The following is a 19,456-nucleotide window of genomic DNA, read 5'->3' as shown; positions in this document are numbered from 1 at the left end:
TTATTCTTTTGATAAAATATTGCGCAGCCATCGGGCGGCAGGTGCGATTTCTCCGGCAAGCATGCCGGTTTCGATTTTGTCGCTGTGTTTGATGACATCGGCCGCTGCACCATGCAGCCATACGCCGGCGCAGGCGGCTTGGAATACCGGAATGCCTTGTGCCAGCAGGCTGCCGATGATGCCGCTCAAGACATCGCCGCTGCCTGCAGTGGCCAAACCGGCATTGCCGCTGGTGTTGGTATAGACTATGCCGTCTGCCGTGGCTACTAATGTGTGATGGCCTTTCAGCACGACGGTCGCGCCATATTTACGGCTGATTTCGGTTACGGCGTTTTGCCTGTCGGCTTGAACTGATTGGGTATCGGTGCCGAGTAGGCGGGCGGCTTCGGCCGGATGAGGTGTCAGGACGATATGTTTGTACGATTTGAGGCGTTCGGCTAATTTGGAAGAACGGGCAAGCAGTGTCAAAGCATCTGCATCGAGTAATAAAGGCTGGTCATGGTGTGTAGACAGGATATGGTGCAGCAGCTGCTCTGATAATCCGTCTAAACCAAAGCCGCAGCCGATTACGCGTGCGCTGACATCGTTGCGTTCCATCAGTTGGGTTGCAGTGGCGAGCATAATTTCAGGGCGTTCGGGAATGATGGCAAAAGGCAGCGTGGCTTGGTTGAAGCCCGCCCAAACTTTGCCGCACCCTTGATACATCGCGGCTGTGGCTGCCAAAACTACCGCACCGCTCATTCCTGTTGCGCCGCCGATAATGGCAAGCGTGCCGTATGTGCCTTTGTGTGATTCTTGGGCGCGGGGGCGGAATACGTCGGGAAATGCTAAGGCCGTCTGAAAAGCTTGAAGCGATTCGGGAAGCGTGTAGATGGACTGCATGGCGTAACCTTCCAAGATAAGAAATTTAATTTTAAATCAGAAAGTAAAAGGTAATGAAGCAAAAAATAAAAGTTTGGGACGCACCTACACGCCTGTTCCATTGGCTCTTGGTGTTATTGATGGGATTCATGTGGTACAGCGCAACCCAAGGCGGCGATATGCTGGTATGGCACTTGCGCGGCGGCTTGTTGATGCTGGCCTTGGTGGTTTTCCGCTTGTGTTGGGGGATTTGGGGCAGCGATACGGCAAAATTCAGCCGATTTGTGCGTCCGTTTTCCGAAATCCGTCGCTATACGCAAGGCCAAATGTCTGAAGACGAATTGGTCGGCCACAATCCTTTGGGCGCGCTGATGGTCATCGCCTTATTGGTCGCCTTGGTTTTTCAGACGGCCACAGGCTTATTTGCCGCCGATGAAAATACGTTTACCAATTCCGGCTTTTTAAATCATTTGGTCAGCGAACACGCCGGTACGCTGGCGCGAAAAATCCATGTCAATTTCTTTAATATTTTGGCCGTGTTGGCGGCTGTACATATCGCAGCCGTTTTGCTGTATCGCTTTGTGAAAAAACAGGATTTGATTACGCCGATGATTAACGGCTTTAAAACCATTGATGCTAAGCAGCCTAAATTGGCCGGAATGGGACAACTGCTTGCCGCTTTGTCGGTAGCGATTGCGTTAGTGTGTGCAGTATGGATGTTGCGCGGCTGATGTTTTAAAACGGATACCAAAAACAAACCGACCCCGATAGCCGAAATGGCTGTTGGGGTCGGTCTCTTTTTAGGGTTTAAAAGATGATGTTCAGACGGCCTTAACGCAGCGCAAGATGCTGTGGCCGCGGCCGATGCCGTCTGAAATTTCCGCTACTTTCAATCCGGCTTTTTCAACGCAACGGATCAGGTCTTCAGAATGGAAGATTTTGCTGTTGCCATTGGCCATGGCAGTGAAATACAGGCTGGTCATGGTCAGGCAGTAGGCGGCGGTTTCATAGCGTTGTCTGTCCCAGAAAGGCTCCATGATGTAGAGGCTGGTGTTTTCGCTCATAGAAGCAGCGGCGCGTTGAAGAATGCTGGTAGCTTGTTCTTCGGTAAAACAGTCTAGGAATTGGCTCATCCAGATCGCGTCAAAACCGGTTGGGAACGGAATCTCAGGATCAAGCAGGTTGGCCGGATGGGCGTGGATACGGTCCGCGCCGTTTTTGCCTTTGGTCGCTTCGCGCATCAAGCCGATTTGTTGCGGCAGATCCATGATGGTTACTTCGACTTCGGCATTGTGGTTGACGCATTGCTCCGCCCAGCGGCCGGTATTGCCGCCGACATCAAGCAGTTTTTTAACCGGTTTGGCGAACACGGTGTTCAGTGCTTCGGCGAAGGAGTTATCGGAATAATAATGGTCGAATGCAAACCATTTTTCCTGCGCGATGCTTGGCAATGAAGACAAGCCTTCGTAAATGGTCGGCCAGTCGCCGAATACTTTCAGGCCTTCGGGTTTGCCCGTTTGCAGGGTTTTTTCCAAGTCAAACATGCCTTGGTAGCAGATTTCTTGCGTGAAATCCATATTGACGCGGGCCATTTTGTCTTTGAGGACAAACCAACCGGCCTTGCTGATGAAATAGCGGTTGTCGCGAGTCAAGACAGTGCCGATAGACAGTGAAGCTTCCAGCAGGACTTGTGCCGCGTAGTTGCTGATTTTCGCTTTTTCAGCAATTTCGGCTTGAGTGAGGCCGTCTGGATGGTCGTTCAGCAAGTCCAGAATGCCAAATTTCACCATCAGGCGGGAAACTTGGAACACAATCGGTGCAAAAGCGATTTCTTGAGCCAGACGTTGAGCCTCGCCTGCGGACTGGTGTTCGTAAGAATAGCGTTGTTCTAGGGCAGGGAAGAGTTGCATATTGTTGGTTTTCCACTAAAAAGTTAATAAGTATATTCAGACGGCCTCAAACACAATCCGTCCTGATGCACACGGATGCTCTCCGTTGTTGATTTTAAAACTCAGTTTATTTTTACCTTCATCGTATTTCAGCTCCACCGACACTTCATCGTGAGGACGGATAAACTGCTGATATTTTAGATTTTCGATGCGGATAACGCGCTGTTTACTCCATGGCTTGGGCGCGATCAGGTTGCGCACCCACTGCAGCTCGACCACGCCGGGAACCAGCGGGAAGGTGGCAAAATGGCCGCCGAAATAAACCAAATCCAAAGGCACGCGCCCGATAAAGGTTTCGGTATTGGTTTCATCGTCAGATGATGTTTTTGACCAAACGGGCGATGTCTGGGCGACGGTAAAGGCCGTCTGAAAATCCGCCGCAGCGATTTTGGCTTGGGCGTTGCGTGGCAGGCTGTCGGTAAAACGCCAGTAACGCGGCAGGGCGATGGTGTCCTGCGTGGCGGCCAGATGGCGTTTGAGCGTATCGGCAACCGCAGCGCGGCCTTTCTCACGCAAGGCGGCGATACCGTCTGCGTTCAATGCCGCCCATATGGCAATGCGTTGGTGTTGCGGATGACGGCCGCAGTGGGCGTCGGCAATCCAAGGGTGTTGTAAAAGTTCGTGTTCGATTTGGGTCAGCGACACGCGTTTGTCCTCAAATTTAATAATGCGGTCTTGGCGACCGAGTAACAGAAAACCGTCATCTTGCGGCTCGATCAAATCGGCGGTTTGGCGGCGTTCGGGCGACCAAGGCGAAGAAGCCCACAGTGCGCCTTCTTCGTTTTGCCCGATTTCTACTCCATTGAAAGGCTGCCATTCTTGGCGTTCGCAACGTGAGGCAATCACGCCGGTTTCGGTACTGCCATAAACTTCAAACGGGCGGACGGCAGCCTGTTGCAGCAAATCCGCCGTGGCAGAAGGAAGCGCGCCGCCGGCCGAGACAATGCCTGCAATTTTATGGCCGATACTTTGCCAGTTGCGGTTTTCACCCAAGCGGTTGAGTACGGCCGGACTGGCAATCCAAACTACTTTATCGTGTGCGGCCGTGCTGGAAAGCAGGTTTTCCGGATAAACCGCCTGCTGTCGTTCCATAGTCCAACCCATTGTCAGCGCGAGTGCGAAGCGGAATGTGAAGCCGTAAAGATGTTGCGTAATCACGCTGCCGATCACGGTTTCACCGTGTTGTCCAAATGGCAGCGTATTTGCCAAAGTCAGGGCTTCTGCCTGCATTTGTGCGGCGGTTTTCACAATAATTTGCGCTTCACCGCTGGAACCTGATGTTTTCAGCCATGCTTCGGCATGGTCGGGAATCAGATGGTTTTCAGGATAGGTGCTCAGTCCTTCCGATTCTGTTTGAGTCAATACATCAGGCAAGTACCAGACGTTCAGGCCGTCTGAAGACAGCTTTTTATCTGTTGAATCTGTTAAAAACACTTCTGCCGTTTTGCCCCACTCCAAATTGTCTTGCGCCAAATTGGGCAGCAATAAAACCTTCCCGCCAGAATGCCACACTGCCAGCACAGCACAGGCAAACAGTGCGGCATCATCAAACCACAACGCGGCCGTTTGCACGCCTGCCTGTTTCAGACGGCCTGACAGATGAAAAACCGCACGGTTGAAATCAGCACGCGTCCAATTCGGATGGGCGGCGATGAGATCAGTGGGAGCATGGGCAGGGGATAGGATTTGGGTTACATTCATGAGTATAGTTTAAAAAATCCGTAAGAATACAGCTTATATGTAACATATCACTGATAAAAATCACTTCTAAGCTGAGTAATAGTAATGGTATGTAATATGGAAAAGTGCCAGAAATTATTATGACTGATTTCTTTAAGAAGCGAGATAAGCCAGTAATTGTATAATCTCTTTTCATTTCAAGCATTGCCGATAAATAATCTGTTCTTGAATGATTTTCTGTATCTGTTACTATGGCGGAATATCTTTTTTCAAATTCTTCTAAAAGCTTTTTGTTTTCCTCATCAGTATTTTGAGAGTCTGTAATTGATCTATTTAGTTCTCGATTTAACTCTTTTAATTTATCTCCGCACTGAGTTAATCCTTCTGCTCTAACTTCATATTTGGCTGTTCCGATGACCACAGAATAAACAAGAACGGATACTGCTAAAAAAATTGACATCATGTTTAAGACATTTGATTTGAAAGCTAAAGATATTCCAGAATTTTGCATTAGAGGAATAAAAATAAGCCCTAACGATAAAGTAATATTTGTAAAAAATGCAAATTTCCCCTGTCTGGATAGACGAATTGCAGCATTGTATCGACATTTGGCAGTTGCCCTGACGCTCATTTGGAACTTTTCGATTGCATTCTTTTTAGGTCTATTAATTTCTCCTTTGGAGAAGAACCAGTCAATTAAATTTTTGAAGCTCATTTTTAAATTAGGCCTAGGTAGGTAAGATTTGAATTAAAAGGTAATTTTCAAGAAATTTTGTATTTTCAGTCTTTGTACAACAACTTATTTTAGATTGTCGTCATTCCCGCGCAGGCGGGAATCCATTGTCGGGTTTGACTTATTGAATTAAATCAGATGTTTCTTACTATCAATGATGGATTTCCGCCTGCGCGGGAATGACGACAGAAAAGGTAATACGATTTTGTGGATCGGTAGATATATTTTCAGACGACCTACACCTTTAATACGGCTTTCCGATATACCCACTCTCCAGCAAATAAGATTCCCATTAACACATAAGACACGATGCCTGTATAAGCCGCCCACCAATCGTAATATTGTAAGCCTGCCAAAATGGCGGCGGTTGCGCCGTTGAAGACAAAGAAGGCGCACCAGATTTGCGTAACGCGCCGAGTGTGGTGCACACCTTTGGGCGGCAGGTCGGGGTGTTGCAGTCGGGCGAGGCGTTCGATAACGGTTTGTTTGGCAAATAGGCTGCCACCGAAAACGGCAAGCATCAGCGCGTTGACGGCGACGGGATACCAATACATCGAGTCAGGCCGTCTGAAAACCAGTACCGCTGCAAAAAAAGCGGCAAGGATAATCGCCGTAATGCGTTGGGCTGTGGTTTGCGGCATGGCGGCGCGTATCAGCCATAACACACACATAACCGCTGCAAGCCAGAAAAATGCGCCGTTTTCCCTGCCGTAATACCATAGAAGCGGATAGGCGAGGCTGGCGAGGGTAAGCAGGAGTTTTCCTAATATTTTCATGGTGCAATTGATTCTCAGACGGCCTTGCCGATTGACAAGGCCGTCTGAAAATATGCTGATTCAAAGCGGAATCAGGAATCTTGTTGTACTTTCAAAACTGCTTGAACCACGTCTTCTACGGTACGCACATTGCGGAAGTCTTCGGCTTGCAGTTTGCGGCCGGTTTCGCGTTTGATGTGGTCGATAAGGTCGATGGCGTCGATGCTGTCGATTTCCAAATCTTCGTAGAGGTTGGTTTCGGGTTTGATGCGTTCCGGTTCGATTTCAAACAGGTTAACCAGTGCATCGGTCAGCAGGGTGCGTACTTCTTGTTCGGTCATCTTCTCTCTCCCTTATGCTTGGCGGCTCTTGACGAACTCAGCCAGAGTTTTGACGTTGGCGAAGTTTTCGCGCAGGTTGTCGTTTTCGCCGTCGAGCTGGAAGCCAAAGGTTTTTTGTACGGCCAAACCAAGTTCCAATGCATCAACCGAATCCAGACCCAGGCCGTCGTCGCCGAAAAGCGGATCTTCGCTGCCGATGTCGGCAACGGTAATGTCTTCCAAGCCCAAGCTGTCGATGATTAATTGTTTGATTTGGTTTTCTAAATTGCTCATGTGGTTTTCCTTGTGAAATAGTCTTGCAGGTATTCGTTTAAACGGCGTGCGGCGATGGGCAGGGGTTTTTCTGCCAGCCATTCTTCCGGCAGGATGTCGTCGCCGACGGTAATTTCATAATGAATTTTTTGTGGCGGGATTTTGTACCACGGTTGCCCCTTTTTAAAATTAGGCGGCGTCATTTTGATGCACACGGGCGTAATGACTGATGCGCTGCGCAAACCGAGCGATACGGCGCCACGGTGCATTTTAACCTGTCCGTCCCAACCTGTGCGCGTGCCTTCAGGGAAAATCAGCAGACTTTGCCCGCTTTTGAACACGGCGTCGATTTCTTCCAGCATTTCCATGCTTTCATCGTTGGGGATGTAACCTGAAGCGATAATCTGGCTTTTCATGCTGGGGTTGTGCAACAGGTCTTTTTTAACCAGTACGTTCGGCTCTGAATAATGGCTGATCAGCAAGACGACATCCAAAAGCGAGGGATGGTTGGCAAGAATGAGCTGGCCGGGCCTGCCGAGTTTTTCCAAGCCGTTGAAGCGGACGCTCAATACGCCCGACCATTGCAGGTAGCCGACGAAGAAACGCCAAACTTTGCCTATCATGCGTCTTGCTTCAAGTTGACGTTTGATGTCGCCTTTGGTCGATTTGAGCGTATAGGGCAAAAGTGCGATTTTGAACAATACGCCTGCAACGCCGAAAAGGATGAAGCCGAAGAGTGTGGCAAAAAAGCGACGGAAATAGTCTAAAGTCTTCATGCGTTTTTCTGCCAGTGCCAGTTTCTACCGGCATAGTGTTGCGTGTGTTGTCGGCCGTCTGAAAGCAGGAAGCGTATCCACTCTAAGCTGCTCCAATAGGGCTCGACTGTTGTATCGTTAGGGTTTTCAGACGGCCTTGCGGATGTGGTTTCCAAGCTTAGGGTATAGTCTTCGCCCTTTGTGATGACCAGTGCCAATGCATAGGCAAACGGCGCACGTGTAGCCAAGACAGGATAGTCCTCGGACAACGGATCATCGGCGACAATCACTAGAACAGACGGCGCGCCGTCTTGTAAGAGCGCGAATGCCTCGGTCAGCGCGGTTTCAAAGGAATCGGCGGCAACGGCCAACGCGGTATGCTCGCTCATGTCTTTGCGCAACATCGACCATTGCCCAATCGTCGCGTTGTGAACGGACAGGCCGAATGAGGTCGGCGAGACGGTATGCGTGTTCAAAAGCTCTTGCCATAATTCAAAGCTGCGGTTGCTTTCGCCGTCGTGCGAAACGTACACTGGGACGCTTTCAGGATATTGGTCGGCCAGATTCCATGCAGCATCACAAACCAAGCGCGCCGCTTTTCCCAAGCGGCGGCGTTGCATAGGCGGCAAAAAGGAGAGTGCGGGTTTGCATTCCGGCAGGGAAGCGGTATCGAGTTTTCCCTGAGCCCAGTCCTGCCATTGCTCCGGCGTACTGATTTTGCTGGAGGAGGCCTGCCATGCGGCGATATTGAAGCTGAAACGGCAAACGTTTTGAGGCATGATGTCTTTCAATGTTTTACATTTTCATACATTGTAATGAAATGGGTTAGTAAAAGCTAGGCTCTGTTATAATGCATATTGTAACGTAATTTATTCCCGGATGACATTTTATGCCTTCAATACCGAGTGCCCCGATTTATGATGTGGCTTCGCTGCTTCCGCACAGCGGACATATGGTGCTTATCGACTGTGTGAAAGAATTTGGCGATGACTACACGGTTTGCCGTGCGCCGGTTGGCGACAAGCATATTTTGCTGCAGGACGGCGTGTTGCCGTCTATGGCTTATATGGAATTGATGGCGCAGGGCATAGGCGCGTTTGCAGGCATTGAGGCTTTAAAGGCCGGAGAGCCTGTACGCTTGGGTTTTTTATTGGGAACGCGTAAGCTGGATTTGTTTGCCGATTCCGTGCCTGTCGGTACTGAGCTGGAAGTCAGGGCGCATGTGTCCATTCAGGATTTGGGCGGCATGGGCGTATTTGATTGCGAGTTGCGCTGGACGGATGCACCGGAAGATGTGAAGCATCTGTTGCCGCCAGACGGTTTGCTGGCAAAAGCTTCTTTAAATGTGTACAGTCCGAAAGACGGTCAAATCATTTAAACCGTTTACAAGGCCGTCTGAAAAGACAAAGATTCAGACGGCCTGTCAATATAGTGAGAAAACGTATGAGTGAAACTATTTTAATTACAGGGTCTAATCGCGGTATCGGCAAAGCCGTCGCGCTTGGTTTGGCGCAAGACGGCTTTGATATTGTCGTCCACTACCGCAGCCGCCGCGATGAAGCGGAAGCTGCCGCGGAAGAAATCCGTACATTGGGTAGAAATGCGCGCGTGTTGCAGTTCGACGTGTCCGATCGCGAAGCCTGCCGTGAAATTTTGACTGCCGACATTGAGGCAAACGGCACATATTACGGCGTGGTACTGAATGCCGGCCTGACGCGCGACAATGCGTTTCCTGCGTTTACAGATGATGATTGGGACTTGGTGCTGCGTACCAATTTGGACGGTTTTTATAATGTGTTACACCCTTTGACCATGCCGATGATCCGCCGCCGCAAAGCAGGACGGATTGTGTGCATGGCATCGGTGTCCGGTTTGACGGGCAACCGCGGTCAGGTCAATTACAGCGCGTCCAAAGCGGGCTTGATCGGCGCGGCAAAAGCCTTGGCGGTTGAGTTGGCAAAACGCAAAATTACCGTCAACTGTGTGGCGCCGGGCCTTATCGATACCGATATTATCGATGAGAACGTGCCTGTCGAAGAAATCTTAAAGGCCGTCCCTGCTGCGCGTATGGGATTGCCCGAGGAAGTGGCGCATGCGGTGCGCTTTTTAATGGATGAAAAAGCGGCGTACATTACGCGCCAAGTGATTGCTGTGAACGGAGGTTTGTGTTGAATACCAGAAGAGTCGTAGTAACAGGTATCGGCGGTATTACCGCCTTCGGCCGTGATTGGCAAAGTATTCAGACGGCCTTTAAAGCCGAAAAAAACGCAGTCAGACATATGGACTGGAGCGAACGCTTTCCTGAATTGGAAGCGCAACTGGGTGCGCCGATCGAAGGCTATTCTCCTCCTGAACATTGGACGCGCAAGCAGCTCAGAAGCATGGGGCGCGTATCGCATTTGTGTGTTGATGCGGCAGAACAAGCTTTGACGGATGCGGGCTTGCTGGGCGATGAAAGCATTACCGACGGCCGTATGGGTGTGGCGTGCGGTTCGTCTGTCGGCAGTACCAAAGACATCGGCGATATGGGTGAACTTTTGCTCACCGGCACATCGCGCAATTTCAACGCCAATACTTATGTGCGCATGATGCCGCATACGACTGCCGCCAATATCGGCATTTTCTTCGGCTTGAAAGGCCGAATTATTCCGACTTCGAGCGCGTGTTCTTCGGGCAGCCAAGGCATTGGTTATGCTTACGAAGCGATTAAATACGGCCTGATTGATATGATGCTGGCTGGTGGCGGCGAAGAATTTTGTCCGTCTGAAGTGTATGTATTCGACTCGCTTTATGCCGCCAGCCGCCGTAACGGCGAACCTGAGCTGACGCCGCGCCCTTACGACAACGCTCGAGACGGCTTAGTCATCGGCGAAGGCGCAGGCATATTTGTATTGGAAGAGTTGGAACACGCCCGTGCGCGCGGTGCGAAAATCTATGCCGAGCTTGTCGGCTATGGAGCCAACAGCGACGGCAGCCATGTTACCCAGCCGCAAAAAGAAACCATGCAGAAATGTATGGAGCTTGCGCTGAAAGATGCCGGTATTACGCCTGATAAAGTCGGCTATGTCAGCGGCCACGGTACGGCGACCGAAAAAGGCGATATTGCCGAAACATTGGCGACTGAGGCAGTGTTTGGTTTTGTGCCGATGAGTTCGCAAAAAAGCTATCTCGGCCATACACTCGGCGCGTGCGGCGCATTGGAAGCCTGGTTTACCATCGAAATGATGAACAACGGCTGGTTTGCGCCGACCGTCAATTTGGAAAACATCGATCCGCGTTGCGGCAAGGTAGATTACATCCAAACAGGCGGACGTGAGATTCAAACCGATTATGTGGTCAGCAATAACTTTGCCTTTGGCGGCGTCAATACATCGCTGGTGTTCAAACGTTGGCAAGAATAATCATTGCTTGATGTTATGATTAAAGGCCGTCTGAAACTTATCTGGAGTTTCAGACGGCCTTTATTTTATTTAGAGCTTGAGATGCTTGCGAATTTTATTCGTTTGTTTTCTTCTGATTTAAATCCACCAGCCTTGTTCCGGCCAAGAAGTCGTAGAGGAACTGGCGGTCGGGATGGAACAGGGCGAAGCCCCATGGCAGGATGAGCCAAATGAGCGCGGCGCCGAATGCGCCTTTGGGTGGTATATTGAGCAGATGGCGCAATCCGGCGTAGGCAAACAGGGGAATAAAGACAATAAAAATGCTGGCCCAAATAAAGCGTAGGCGCAGCTGCGGCAGGGGCGGCTGGGTATCGTTTTTATCGGCTAAGCCGATTTTCCATGTCTGCATGGCGAGGGTTTGGCCTTTTTTGTGCCAGTTGGTGCGGAAGTAGAGCCACCATGCGTAGAACAGAATCAGACAGGTTGCCAGCATGGACAGGCGCGTGGAAACAGGATTGAGAAAGATGGCGACAATACCGGCTGCAAGGGCGGCAATGCTGGTAACGGCGCCGGTCAGGAGAAGTTCGTAAACCAGTGCGGCGAGGCGGCGTTTGAGTGGGGCGGTAGGAAGACGGGTCATAATGCGATGGAAACGGAAATGGGTTTGATGGAAATAAAAACAGGCCGTCTGAAACGGGATAGGATGTTCAGACGGCCTGTTACTGTCGAGATTAGCGATGTGGACGTTTTTGACCGCGTGCCTGTTGGGCAGCCATTTGGTTCATTTCCTGACGGGTCGGACGTTTTTTGAAGATGGCGTGCGCTTCGTCAACGGAACATTTTTGTGACAGGCAAACCAAGGTAATCGCGTCTTTTTGATGTTGACCGCCGCTGTGGTACATGCGGCGCAGGTTGGCTTCGTTGATACGGCCTTTTTCCGGATCGATGTCGAATTTTTTCAGGCGCTCGAGGAATTGGCGTTGCTGACGGCGTGAAGTCCAAACGAAACCGCCTGCGGCAGCGGCCACGATGATGACGGCCAACAGGATGGCAAGCGGCCATGAATCGACGATCAGAACGATGATGAGGCTTAATACGGCAGTGGTCAGCAGGACCAGACCGCCGATGCGAAGTTTGGTTTTATTATCCATATGGTTGGTGTTTCCTTGTTTTTTGCTGGAAGAGGCCGTCTGAAATGCGAGGTTCAGACGGCCTGAATTTGAGTTTACGCTATTTTACAGTATTTTCTGTTTTTGGGGCGTATTACGTGCAAGTTTCTTGATACGTGGCAACGGTTTCAAGCGGCCAGCGAGGTAACGAGTTGTTTGAACTCAGTCCATGCATCGCCTTCTTCCGCGCCTTTGATGATGCGGTCGATTTTGGCGCAGGTTTTGAGTGCGTCGAGCAGGCGGTTGATGGAAATGCGTTTGGCCGCCATCGGTGCAAGGGTCTGCTTGTCGCCCCATAAGCGCAGGCTGTTGCGCAGGCTTTGGATGTTTTGGCCCTGCTTGAGTGCGGCAGTCAGGTGGATTAGGGTGCGGATGTCTTCGGCAACCGCCCACAACAGCAAAACCGGCTCTTCGCCTTCTTCTTCCAAACCGTCCAGCAAACGGGAAACGCGCAGGGCATCGCCTTTCATCCATGCGCCTGCCAGTTGGAATACGTCGAAGCGGGCGACGGTGGCAACTGCGGCTTCTGCGTCGGTAATATTGATTAAATGGCCTTGTGGATGGAGCAGGGCGAGTTTTTCGATTTCCTGACGGGCGGCCAAAAGATTGCCTTCGACGCGCTCGGCAAAAAGGGCGAGTGCTTCAGGTTCGATATCCAAACCCTGCTGTTTCAGACGGCCCTGTATCCATTGCGGCAAAGCATGTGGCGCAACGGCTTTTGCTTCTAAGACGATGCCTTTGCCCGCCAATGCGGAAAACCATTTGGACTGGATTTGCGTTTTTTCAAGCTTGGGCAGGAGGATGAGCGTAACCGTATCTTCGGGCAGGCGTTCGGCGAAGGCTTGCAGGGCATCGCCTCCGTTTTTACCGGGTTTGCCGTTGGGAATGTGGATTTCCAGTAGTTTCAAATCGGCAAACAAACCTGCGCTGCCGGCACTGTGCAACAGCTCGTTCCAGTCAAAATTGTTTTCGGCGGTATAAACTTCGCGGTTGAGATAACCTTGTTTTTTTGCGGCTGCGCGCAGCGTATCCAAAGCCTCGATGCGCAACAAATCCTCTTCGCCGTGGATGATGTACAACGGTTTGAGCGGCGTATCAGGGCGCAGGCTCTCAATGGGCGCGGCAGCCATTATTGTGCCTTCAGGAAAGTCAGGCGGCGGACGATTTGATCTGCAGCGTCGATGCGCATTTCAGACCAAATGGTTTCTTCCTCTTCCTGTTTACCCAAAACTTCGCTGTCGGCGTAGTCCATGGTGCGGTGAACCTTGACTTCCATCGGTTCGCCAACCGGCTCGCCGTTGCGGAAGGCTTGGGCTTTGACGGTCATGGCCAGCAGGTATTCGTTGATTGCGGCGGCGCGGGTAATGGTGTAGATGTCGCGGCGTTTTTGAAAGTCGACAACGCGCAGGGTGATTTGTGATTCGGCTTCGCTAACCGGATGACCGTCGGCACGGCGTAAGGCATTTTCCAGCGCTTTTTGCATGACGGCTCCGCCTTCTACATGCCAGTTTTGATAAGGCAGCGGCTGCGAAGTCACGCCTGTGCCTTTCAGGTGGAAACCGCAAGAGGCAAGCAATAGGGCGAGTGCAGGCAATAGGATTTTTTTCATTGGATATTCCTTCGTTGAAACCGGTTACGGTATCGTCGGATTATAACGAATAATGTTTAGGCCGTCTGAAACCGTAAACGGAAAGTATTTCAGACGGCCTTGTCTTTGATGGTGCAAATCTTATTTTTCCAACCAAATCAGGCTGACCATGCGGCCGGTTTGTCCGTCGCGGCGGTAGGAGAAGAAAGTATCGCGTTCCAAGACGGTGCAATGGGTGCCGCCATAAATCATGTTCACGCCCTCGCGGTGCAGAACCATGCGCGCCAAAGCGTAAATGTCGGCAAGATATTTGCCGCCGCCAATGTCTTCAAACGCATCGACAGCTTCCGGCATAGGTGTGCAAAACGCATCAAATACATCTTGCCCCACCTCAAACGCATCAGGGCCGATGGCAGGGGCGAGATAGGCCATGATTTCCAGCGGCTCGACATTCATTGCCGCAATGGTATTTTGCAAAACGCCACCGGCCAAACCGCGCCAGCCTGCATGAGCCGCCGCAACGACTATCCCTGCTTTGTCGCAAAACAAGACAGGCAGGCAATCGGCAGTCATCGAAGCGCAGGCGACCGTACCCGTCGTATCAACCGAGGCATCGGCGTTGGGCGTATTGCCTAACGCTTCGGCTGCGTTCACAACAATGGTGCTGTGGATTTGATTAAGGTAGGCAACGGGCAGGCCAACTTGTTCCTGTACGATTTCACGGTTGCGGAGCACGGCTTCCAAATTGTCGCCGACGTGTGAGCCGACATTCAGGCTGTGGTACACACCTTCGCTGACACCGCCGTTGCGCGTGGTAATAAGCGTTTTAACATTGGCAGGGGCAGGCCAGTCGGCAGTCAAAAAATTCTTGCCTTGCGAGGCAAGGTTTAGGGTATCTGTGATGGTTTTCATAATCTTTGAATCGCTGAATATTGGAACGGATTGATTTCAGACGGCCTCAAATAATATTTTAGGCCGTCTGAAAAATGGGTTTAATCCCTTACATAAACGACTTCGACATCGTAGTCGTCTTCATTCCAATCATCGTCATCGTCCATGCCGAATTTCTCTTGCCATTCTTCCTCGTTGCTTAGGGACGAATCCAAACCGGCTTCCAGACGCAGGACGGAAAGCAGGTGGTACATATCGTCAGGCATAGGCGCTTCAAAGGAAACGGTTTCGCCAGTTTTCGGGTGTACAAAGCTCAAGCGGTAGGCATGCAGGGCTTGGCGCGCGCCGAGGGCTTTGATGGCTTCTTTAACCGCGTCGCTGCATGGGTGGCGCAGGTTGCCGTAAACAGGGTCGGCGGCCAGCGGATGGTTGGCTTCGCGCATATGAACGCGGATTTGGTGCGTGCGGCCGGTTTCGAGCGAGCATTCGATGTAGCTGTGCGCCAGATAACGTTCCAACACTTTAACGTGGGTAATGGCAGGTTTGCCGCCGAATTTGACGACTGCCATTTTCAGGCGGTTGTGCGGATCGCGGCCGATTTGGGTTTCGATTTTGCCGTTGAAAGGAACAATGCCGTTGGCGACTGCGCGGTAAATGCGTTTGACTGTGCGCTCTTGAAGCTGCTGAACCAATGAGTTTTGCGCCGGCAGGGTTTTAGCGACCACCATCAGACCGCTGGTTTCTTTGTCCAAACGGTGTACGATGCCCGCACGCGGCACTTGGCTTAATTCGGGACAGTGCGCCAACAGGCCGTTGAGCAGGGTGCCGCTCCAGTTGCCTGCGGCAGGATGGACGACCAATCCGGCCGGTTTGTTGATGACGATGACAGTATCGTCTTCATAAATAATGTCCAAATCCATCGGTTCGGGCGTGAACGCGAGGTTTTCTTCGCTCGGACGTACCGTAACGGCAATCAATTCACCGCCTATCATTTTATCTTTGGGTTGCGCGGGCTTATCGTTTACAATGACTGCACCCTCTTTAATCCACGAACTCAGGCGGCTGCGCGAGTAGTCGGGCATGAGTTTGGCCAATACGGCATCCAGCCTTCCGCCCGCCATTTCGAGCGGAACGGTCAAATTAACACAACTTTCTGTTTCGGGGGATGACGGAAAGTCTAAATCATCGCTATAATCGGCTTCGTTATCAAAGGAAGTATTCTGCATGAAAAAAATTCTTTTAGTAGTTTCTTTAGGTTTGGCACTGAGTGCCTGCGCAAATAAAGGCACAATCGATAAAGACGCCCAAATTACTCAAGATTGGAGTGTGGAAAAGCTTTATGCCGAAGCGCAAGACGAGTTGAACAGCAACAATTATACGCGAGCTGTCAAGTTATACGAAATTTTAGAATCCCGTTTTCCAAACGGCCGCTATGCACAGCAGTCCCAGTTGGATACGGCGTATGCCTATTATAAAGACGATGAGCCGGAAAAAGCCTTGGCTGCCATCGCGCGCTTCCAACGCCATCATCCGCAACATCCGAATATGGACTATGCGCTGTACTTGAAAGGTTTGGTCCTGTTTAACGAAGACCAGTCTTTCTTAAACAAGCTGGCTTCCCAAGACTGGTCCGACCGTGACCCGAAAGCCAACCGCGATGCTTACCAGGCGTTTGCCGAGCTGGTGCAACGTTATCCAAACAGCAAATACGCTGCCGATGCAACCGAACGCATGGCCAAGCTGGTGGACGCTTTGGGCGGTAACGAAATGTCTGTGGCGCGTTATTACATGAAACGCGGTGCTTATGTTGCAGCGGCCAACCGTGCGCAAAAAATCGTCAGCCGTTACCAAAATACCCGTTATGTCGAAGAAGCTTTGGCGATGATGGAATTGGCGTACAAAAAACTGGACAAGCCGCAACTGGCCGCCGATACACGCCGCGTTTTGGAAACCAACTTCCCGCAAAGCCCGTTCTTGCAACACGAATGGCGATCTGACGATATGCCTTGGTGGCGTTACTGGCGTTAAGCGTCGGGTTGTTCAGGCATGAATAAGGCCGTCTGAAAATGATGCATCTATGCATTTGGTTTTCAGACGGCCTTTGTTTTTAATGTTTTTTTACGTTTCCTGCAAACAGGGTGCAAAATTTGTTTTAATATGGTAAAGTCTGATTTTAATAACTCGACGGTTTGAAGCCGTCACTCAGGGGCTGTTTAAATTTAAAATCAGTTTTGTTGAAGCCGCATCGGATGTTCTGTCGATGCATTCAGGAAAATTTCAGTTGTCAGGCTGATTTGGTTTTAAATTTAAGCAGCCCTTTGTGTTTACAAAAAACAGAGGTAGATTCTCATGAAGTCTTGGCAGCTTCCTGAACACGTCGCCGACGTATTGCCGACCAATGCGCGACAATTGGAAAGCGCCCGTGAGCGGCTGTTGGCTTTGTTCCGCGTGCATGGTTACGAATTGGTGCAGCCGCCGTTGATGGAATACAGCCATTCCTTATTGACGCATATCGATGCTGGTTTGTCTTTGAAAACCATTTTGGTCGTCGATCAGCTCAGCGGTCGCCAGCTTGGTATCCGCGCGGATATTACGCCGCAGGTGGCGCGCATTGATGCCCACTTGCTTTCCGCCAATCAAGGCATCAACCGTTTATGCTATGCCGGTTCGGTGCTTCATGCGCGGCCTGACGGATTGCTCAATATGCGCGAGCCTTTGCAGGCCGGTGCGGAAATGTACGGCTTGGAAGGTATTGAAGCGGATATTGAATTGATTGATTTGATGCTGAAAAGCATGAAGATCGCCGACATGGGCGAGGTCTTGCTTTCATTGGGCCATATTGGCGTATTCCGTGCTTTAGCAAATGCCGCGCATTTGGATGAGCAGCAATCGGCAATCCTGCTGTCATCGATGCAGGACAAAGATGCCGAGGCTGTCAGCCAGTTGGTCAAAGAGTGGAAACTCGATGGCATGTGGGCAAAAGCGTTTTCACTGTTGCCCCGACTGTACGGCGGTCGCGAAGTGCTGACTTTGGCCCGTGAGAAATTACCTGAATTATCCGCAGTCAGTGCGGCGCTGGATGAATTGCAGGCAGTATGCGATGCGTTCCCAAATCAAAAAGTGCATATCGATTTGTCGGAACTGCGCGTTGACAATTACCACACCGGCTTGCTTTACGCGGCTTATGGTTCAAATCTTTATGATGCCGTGGCACGTGGTGGCCGTTATGACGGATTGGGCGGATACTTCGGACGCGCGCGTCCTGCTGCTGGATTCAGTTTTGATTTGCGCAGCTTCATCGGCCGCCTTCCTGCTATCGGACGGGAATCCGTGGTGGCTGTCGATGTAAAAGACATGCCTGCGGCTCAAGAAGCGGTAGATGCTTTGCGCGAACAAGGACAATGTGTCGTTATCGATTACGGTATCGGCTATAACGGTTCGGAAGAGGTTACAGGCCGTCTGAAACAGGTAGACGGCGTTTGGAAAGTAATCGCTTTGAACGATTGAGTTTTATTTTGAAATTTTGTATCTGAAATAAGGTTAGATGGCTATGGCTAAAAATGTTGTCGTAATCGGTGCCCAATGGGGTGATGAAGGCAAAGGTAAGATTGTTGACTGGCTGGCGGAAGAAACCAGCGGTGTAGTACGTTTCCAAGGCGGCCACAATGCCGGCCATACTTTGGTTGTCGGTGGCAAAAAAACCATTTTGCGCCTGATTCCAAGCGGCATTTTGCATGAGACTTTGGACTGCTTCATCGGCTCAGGTGTTGTCGTTTCTCCTGAAGCATTGCTGGGTGAAATCGACGAATTGAACGCCGCCGGTGTGAAAAACGTTGAAGGCCGTCTGAAAATTGCGCCGACCTGCCCATTGATCCTGCCTTACCACATTGCGCTTGACCAAGCACGCGAAGCTTCCCGCGGTAAAAGCAAAATTGGTACAACCGGTCGCGGCATCGGCCCAGCCTATGAAGATAAAGTTGCCCGTCGCGCGATTCGCGTGGTGGACTTGTTGCACCCTGAAAAACTGGTTGAAAAATTGGAAGCTGTTTTGGCTTATTACAATGTTCAGTTGCAACACCTGCACAATGCCGAGCCGGTAAAAGTTGAAGACGTGATGGCGGTCATTGAAAAAGTTGCACCGCGCATTACGCCGATGATTACCGATGTTTCCCGTGTTTTGAACGAGAAAAACCGTAAAGGTGAAAGCCTGTTGTTTGAAGGCGCGCAAGGTACGTTGCTGGATATCGACTACGGTACTTATCCGTTTGTCACTTCTTCCAACTGCTTGGCAGGTGCCGCATCTGCCGGTGCAGGCGTAGGTCCGCAAATGCTGGATTACGTCTTGGGTATCGTTAAAGCCTATACCACCCGAGTGGGTTCCGGTCCATTCCCGACTGAATTGTTTGACGAAGTGGGCGCAGGTTTGGCTGAACGCGGCCATGAATTCGGTTCTGTAACCGGTCGTGCGCGTCGTTGTGGCTGGTTTGACGCGGCTGCTCTGAAACGCTCTATTCAAGTTAACGGCATTTCCGGCATGTGCATCACCAAGCTGGACGTGATGGACGGTATTGAAAACATCAATATCTGCGTAGGTTATGAATTGCCTGATGGCAGCAAAACCGACATTCTGCCTTGCGGCTCCGATGCGGTGGAAACCTGCAAACCGATTTACGAAACCATGCCGGGTTGGAGCGAGTCGACTTTTGGCGTGAAAGAGTACGACAAGCTGCCTGAAAACGCTAAAGCTTATCTGAAACGTATTGAAGAAGTTTGCGGTGCGCCTGTGGCTATTGTTTCAACCGGTCCTGATCGTGAAGAAACCATCGTTCTGCACCATCCGTTTGCTTAATTGATGAAGTGAATAAAGGCCGTCTGAATGTTTCAGACGGCCTTTATATATGCAATGCAATAAAAAATCAGCCCTGAAGAACACCTGTCTTCGGGGCTGAATTTTATATTCTACGCCGTTTTTAAGTGCGAATGTTTAGAAACTGCGCTGTAGTACCAAGTAACAATTATTCTCATTGACGTAAATCAAGAAAAACCAAATCTGTAATTTTATTTCACAAAAACCCCTGTAAATAAATGGGTATTGATGTTAT

22 protein-coding genes are annotated in these 19,456 nt (G+C 50.7%); 7 read left to right on the top strand and 15 right to left on the bottom strand.

The genetic code is table 11. The features are described 5' to 3' along the window. Window positions 1-882, bottom strand: a complete 882-nt coding sequence (locus HMPREF3047_RS10215; protein ID WP_070713974.1) for an NAD(P)H-hydrate dehydratase — start codon at window positions 880-882, stop codon at window positions 1-3. A 53-nt stretch (window positions 883-935) separates the two neighbouring features. Here HMPREF3047_RS10215 and HMPREF3047_RS10210 point away from each other — a divergent pair, with 53 nt between their 5' ends. Next, complete coding sequence (locus HMPREF3047_RS10210) at window positions 936-1,592, top strand: cytochrome b/b6 domain-containing protein (RefSeq protein ID WP_070713971.1); 657 nt, start codon at window positions 936-938, stop codon at window positions 1,590-1,592. A 90-nt stretch (window positions 1,593-1,682) separates the two neighbouring features. Here HMPREF3047_RS10210 and HMPREF3047_RS10205 read toward each other — a convergent pair whose 3' ends face one another. The 8 genes from HMPREF3047_RS10205 to HMPREF3047_RS10170 all read right to left on the bottom strand — a co-directional run bounded on the left by HMPREF3047_RS10205 (window position 1,683) and on the right by HMPREF3047_RS10170 (window position 8,105). Further along, window positions 1,683-2,771: a FlxJ family methyltransferase gene (locus HMPREF3047_RS10205; RefSeq protein WP_070713970.1), complete on the bottom strand. Its 1,089-nt coding sequence runs from the start codon at window positions 2,769-2,771 to the stop codon at window positions 1,683-1,685. A 36-nt stretch (window positions 2,772-2,807) separates the two neighbouring features. Further along, window positions 2,808-4,511 carry an ApeI family dehydratase gene (locus HMPREF3047_RS10200; protein WP_070713967.1) on the bottom strand — a complete coding sequence of 568 codons (1,704 nt, stop codon included), beginning with the start codon at window positions 4,509-4,511 and terminating at the stop codon, window positions 2,808-2,810. Continuing rightward, window positions 4,468-5,205: an SLATT domain-containing protein gene (locus HMPREF3047_RS11135; protein ID WP_083315971.1), complete on the bottom strand. Its 738-nt coding sequence runs from the start codon at window positions 5,203-5,205 to the stop codon at window positions 4,468-4,470. Before HMPREF3047_RS11135 ends, HMPREF3047_RS10200 begins: the two co-directional genes overlap by 44 nt. Window positions 5,206-5,459: 254 nt before the next feature. After that, complete coding sequence (locus HMPREF3047_RS10190; protein WP_070713958.1) at window positions 5,460-5,999, bottom strand: COG4648 family protein; 540 nt, start codon at window positions 5,997-5,999, stop codon at window positions 5,460-5,462. Window positions 6,000-6,070: 71 nt separating this feature from the next. Next, window positions 6,071-6,319 carry an acyl carrier protein gene (locus tag HMPREF3047_RS10185; RefSeq protein ID WP_003680823.1) on the bottom strand — a complete coding sequence of 83 codons (249 nt, stop codon included), beginning with the start codon at window positions 6,317-6,319 and terminating at the stop codon, window positions 6,071-6,073. 12 nt (window positions 6,320-6,331) lie between these two features. After that, window positions 6,332-6,592 (bottom strand): phosphopantetheine-binding protein, encoded by a 261-nt coding sequence (locus HMPREF3047_RS10180; RefSeq protein WP_003680822.1) that lies wholly within the window; start codon window positions 6,590-6,592, stop codon window positions 6,332-6,334. After that, window positions 6,589-7,347: a lysophospholipid acyltransferase family protein gene (locus tag HMPREF3047_RS10175; protein WP_049344240.1), complete on the bottom strand. Its 759-nt coding sequence runs from the start codon at window positions 7,345-7,347 to the stop codon at window positions 6,589-6,591. Before HMPREF3047_RS10175 ends, HMPREF3047_RS10180 begins: the two co-directional genes overlap by 4 nt. Continuing rightward, window positions 7,344-8,105 carry a beta-ketoacyl synthase chain length factor gene (locus HMPREF3047_RS10170; protein ID WP_070713955.1) on the bottom strand — a complete coding sequence of 254 codons (762 nt, stop codon included), beginning with the start codon at window positions 8,103-8,105 and terminating at the stop codon, window positions 7,344-7,346. Before HMPREF3047_RS10170 ends, HMPREF3047_RS10175 begins: the two co-directional genes overlap by 4 nt. Before the next feature lie 110 nt (window positions 8,106-8,215). On the opposite strand from HMPREF3047_RS10170, the gene HMPREF3047_RS10165 reads away from it, so the two are divergent. The 3 genes from HMPREF3047_RS10165 to HMPREF3047_RS10155 all read left to right on the top strand — a co-directional run bounded on the left by HMPREF3047_RS10165 (window position 8,216) and on the right by HMPREF3047_RS10155 (window position 10,727). Further along, window positions 8,216-8,704 carry a hotdog family protein gene (locus tag HMPREF3047_RS10165; RefSeq protein WP_049348188.1) on the top strand — a complete coding sequence of 163 codons (489 nt, stop codon included), beginning with the start codon at window positions 8,216-8,218 and terminating at the stop codon, window positions 8,702-8,704. Window positions 8,705-8,769: 65 nt separating this feature from the next. Then, window positions 8,770-9,498 carry a 3-oxoacyl-ACP reductase FabG gene (gene fabG, locus HMPREF3047_RS10160; protein ID WP_070713952.1) on the top strand — a complete coding sequence of 243 codons (729 nt, stop codon included), beginning with the start codon at window positions 8,770-8,772 and terminating at the stop codon, window positions 9,496-9,498. Then, entirely contained in the window at window positions 9,492-10,727 is a 1,236-nt protein-coding gene (locus tag HMPREF3047_RS10155; protein ID WP_070713947.1) for a beta-ketoacyl-ACP synthase, read from the top strand. The genes fabG and HMPREF3047_RS10155 overlap by 7 nt, the downstream gene beginning before the upstream one ends. Before the next feature lie 94 nt (window positions 10,728-10,821). Here the strand turns inward: HMPREF3047_RS10155 and HMPREF3047_RS10150 are convergent, their stop codons facing one another. From HMPREF3047_RS10150 to rluD, 6 genes are all read right to left on the bottom strand, one after another. Further along, entirely contained in the window at window positions 10,822-11,346 is a 525-nt protein-coding gene (locus HMPREF3047_RS10150) for an RDD family protein (RefSeq protein WP_070713944.1), read from the bottom strand. 91 nt (window positions 11,347-11,437) lie between these two features. Continuing rightward, the gene (locus HMPREF3047_RS10145) at window positions 11,438-11,857 is read right to left on the bottom strand and encodes a hypothetical protein (protein ID WP_070585693.1); all 420 of its coding nucleotides are present in this window, start codon (window positions 11,855-11,857) and stop codon (window positions 11,438-11,440) included. 146 nt (window positions 11,858-12,003) lie between these two features. Further along, a complete protein-coding gene (gene holA, locus HMPREF3047_RS10140) occupies window positions 12,004-13,005 on the bottom strand; it encodes a DNA polymerase III subunit delta (protein ID WP_070585694.1) in 1,002 nt (333 codons plus the stop codon). Then, window positions 13,005-13,484, bottom strand: a complete 480-nt coding sequence (gene lptE, locus HMPREF3047_RS10135) for an LPS-assembly lipoprotein LptE (RefSeq protein ID WP_003680809.1) — start codon at window positions 13,482-13,484, stop codon at window positions 13,005-13,007. The genes holA and lptE overlap by 1 nt, the downstream gene beginning before the upstream one ends. A gap of 120 nt (window positions 13,485-13,604) precedes the next feature. Then, window positions 13,605-14,375, bottom strand: coding sequence for a peptidoglycan editing factor PgeF (pgeF, locus tag HMPREF3047_RS10130; protein ID WP_070713941.1), 771 nt, complete (start codon window positions 14,373-14,375; stop codon window positions 13,605-13,607). A gap of 80 nt (window positions 14,376-14,455) precedes the next feature. Further along, window positions 14,456-15,580, bottom strand: coding sequence for a 23S rRNA pseudouridine(1911/1915/1917) synthase RluD (gene rluD / locus HMPREF3047_RS10125; RefSeq protein ID WP_070713938.1), 1,125 nt, complete (start codon window positions 15,578-15,580; stop codon window positions 14,456-14,458). On the opposite strand from rluD, the gene HMPREF3047_RS10120 reads away from it, so the two are divergent. From HMPREF3047_RS10120 to HMPREF3047_RS10110, 3 genes are all read left to right on the top strand, one after another. Beyond that, complete coding sequence (locus HMPREF3047_RS10120) at window positions 15,579-16,382, top strand: outer membrane protein assembly factor BamD (protein WP_004519923.1); 804 nt, start codon at window positions 15,579-15,581, stop codon at window positions 16,380-16,382. The two genes, rluD and HMPREF3047_RS10120, sit on opposite strands and share 2 nt — an antisense overlap. Before the next feature lie 321 nt (window positions 16,383-16,703). Further along, on the top strand, window positions 16,704-17,861 hold the full coding sequence (locus HMPREF3047_RS10115; protein WP_070713935.1) for an ATP phosphoribosyltransferase regulatory subunit: 1,158 nt from the start codon (window positions 16,704-16,706) through the stop codon (window positions 17,859-17,861). Between the two features lie 43 nt (window positions 17,862-17,904). Further along, window positions 17,905-19,203 (top strand): adenylosuccinate synthase, encoded by a 1,299-nt coding sequence (locus HMPREF3047_RS10110; RefSeq protein ID WP_070585699.1) that lies wholly within the window; start codon window positions 17,905-17,907, stop codon window positions 19,201-19,203. Window positions 19,204-19,456: the final 253 nt, after the last annotated feature.

This window comes from Neisseria sp. HMSC075C10, from assembly GCF_001815615.1.
In the GTDB taxonomy this organism is placed as follows: Bacteria; Pseudomonadota; Gammaproteobacteria; order Burkholderiales; family Neisseriaceae; genus Neisseria; species Neisseria subflava_A.
Note: the sequence above shows the minus strand (reverse complement) of the source record. Positions and strands in the feature narration are given on the sequence as shown.

Coding starts and splice junctions, on each gene's coding strand:
- HMPREF3047_RS10215 (WP_070713974.1), bottom strand. CDS start 882: ATGCAGTCCATCTACACGCTTCCCGAATCGCTTCAAGCTTTTCAGACG.
- HMPREF3047_RS10210 (WP_070713971.1), top strand. CDS start 936: ATGAAGCAAAAAATAAAAGTTTGGGACGCACCTACACGCCTGTTCCAT.
- HMPREF3047_RS10205 (WP_070713970.1), bottom strand. CDS start 2,771: ATGCAACTCTTCCCTGCCCTAGAACAACGCTATTCTTACGAACACCAG.
- HMPREF3047_RS10200 (WP_070713967.1), bottom strand. CDS start 4,511: ATGAATGTAACCCAAATCCTATCCCCTGCCCATGCTCCCACTGATCTC.
- HMPREF3047_RS11135 (WP_083315971.1), bottom strand. CDS start 5,205: ATGAGCTTCAAAAATTTAATTGACTGGTTCTTCTCCAAAGGAGAAATT.
- HMPREF3047_RS10190 (WP_070713958.1), bottom strand. CDS start 5,999: ATGAAAATATTAGGAAAACTCCTGCTTACCCTCGCCAGCCTCGCCTAT.
- HMPREF3047_RS10185 (WP_003680823.1), bottom strand. CDS start 6,319: ATGACCGAACAAGAAGTACGCACCCTGCTGACCGATGCACTGGTTAAC.
- HMPREF3047_RS10180 (WP_003680822.1), bottom strand. CDS start 6,592: ATGAGCAATTTAGAAAACCAAATCAAACAATTAATCATCGACAGCTTG.
- HMPREF3047_RS10175 (WP_049344240.1), bottom strand. CDS start 7,347: ATGAAGACTTTAGACTATTTCCGTCGCTTTTTTGCCACACTCTTCGGC.
- HMPREF3047_RS10170 (WP_070713955.1), bottom strand. CDS start 8,105: ATGCCTCAAAACGTTTGCCGTTTCAGCTTCAATATCGCCGCATGGCAG.
- HMPREF3047_RS10165 (WP_049348188.1), top strand. CDS start 8,216: ATGCCTTCAATACCGAGTGCCCCGATTTATGATGTGGCTTCGCTGCTT.
- fabG (WP_070713952.1), top strand. CDS start 8,770: ATGAGTGAAACTATTTTAATTACAGGGTCTAATCGCGGTATCGGCAAA.
- HMPREF3047_RS10150 (WP_070713944.1), bottom strand. CDS start 11,346: ATGACCCGTCTTCCTACCGCCCCACTCAAACGCCGCCTCGCCGCACTG.
- HMPREF3047_RS10145 (WP_070585693.1), bottom strand. CDS start 11,857: ATGGATAATAAAACCAAACTTCGCATCGGCGGTCTGGTCCTGCTGACC.
- holA (WP_070585694.1), bottom strand. CDS start 13,005: ATGGCTGCCGCGCCCATTGAGAGCCTGCGCCCTGATACGCCGCTCAAA.
- lptE (WP_003680809.1), bottom strand. CDS start 13,484: ATGAAAAAAATCCTATTGCCTGCACTCGCCCTATTGCTTGCCTCTTGC.
- pgeF (WP_070713941.1), bottom strand. CDS start 14,375: ATGAAAACCATCACAGATACCCTAAACCTTGCCTCGCAAGGCAAGAAT.
- HMPREF3047_RS10120 (WP_004519923.1), top strand. CDS start 15,579: ATGAAAAAAATTCTTTTAGTAGTTTCTTTAGGTTTGGCACTGAGTGCC.
- rluD (WP_070713938.1), bottom strand. CDS start 15,580: ATGCAGAATACTTCCTTTGATAACGAAGCCGATTATAGCGATGATTTA.
- HMPREF3047_RS10115 (WP_070713935.1), top strand. CDS start 16,704: ATGAAGTCTTGGCAGCTTCCTGAACACGTCGCCGACGTATTGCCGACC.
- HMPREF3047_RS10110 (WP_070585699.1), top strand. CDS start 17,905: ATGGCTAAAAATGTTGTCGTAATCGGTGCCCAATGGGGTGATGAAGGC.